Source organism: Streptomyces milbemycinicus (assembly GCF_002154605.1).
In the GTDB taxonomy this organism is placed as follows: domain Bacteria; phylum Actinomycetota; class Actinomycetes; order Streptomycetales; family Streptomycetaceae; genus Streptomyces; species Streptomyces milbemycinicus.
Genome location: NZ_MUNE01000751.1, coordinates 1 through 357 on the forward strand (window position 1 = coordinate 1; position 357 = coordinate 357).

Sequence of the window (357 nt, forward strand, 5' to 3'; positions counted from 1 at the left end):
CCGCCCCGCCCGCCCGGGCGAGCAGTACGGAACCGACGAGCGAGGCCACCAGGGCCGCGACGGCGATCAGCCAACCGGTCCGCACACCGGTGGCGCGGCGCAGCTCGTAGCGCAGCGGCCAGGCCGGGCCTGGCAGCGGCAGCCGCGGGAGCACACGGGGCGGAGTGACCCGGGGACCGCGGGCGACGCTGTCGCCACGCGTGGCCTCCAGGCCCATGTCGGCGGTCTCCTCGACCAGCCGGTGCACGACGATGCCATGGCGGTACGCGGCCTCGCCGACGGCGGCGCAGGGCAGCCCGTAGACAGAGATGCGCGTCTCGTCCTCCCGCACCACCGAAAGCCGACGCCCGACCGCGG

The 357-nt window shown here is 76.8% G+C and carries 1 pseudogene; it reads right to left on the reverse strand.

The annotated features are described in order from the left end of the window. Window positions 1–357 (reverse strand): annotated as a pseudogene (locus tag CCN51_RS45075) (ABC transporter); the annotation flags it as partial.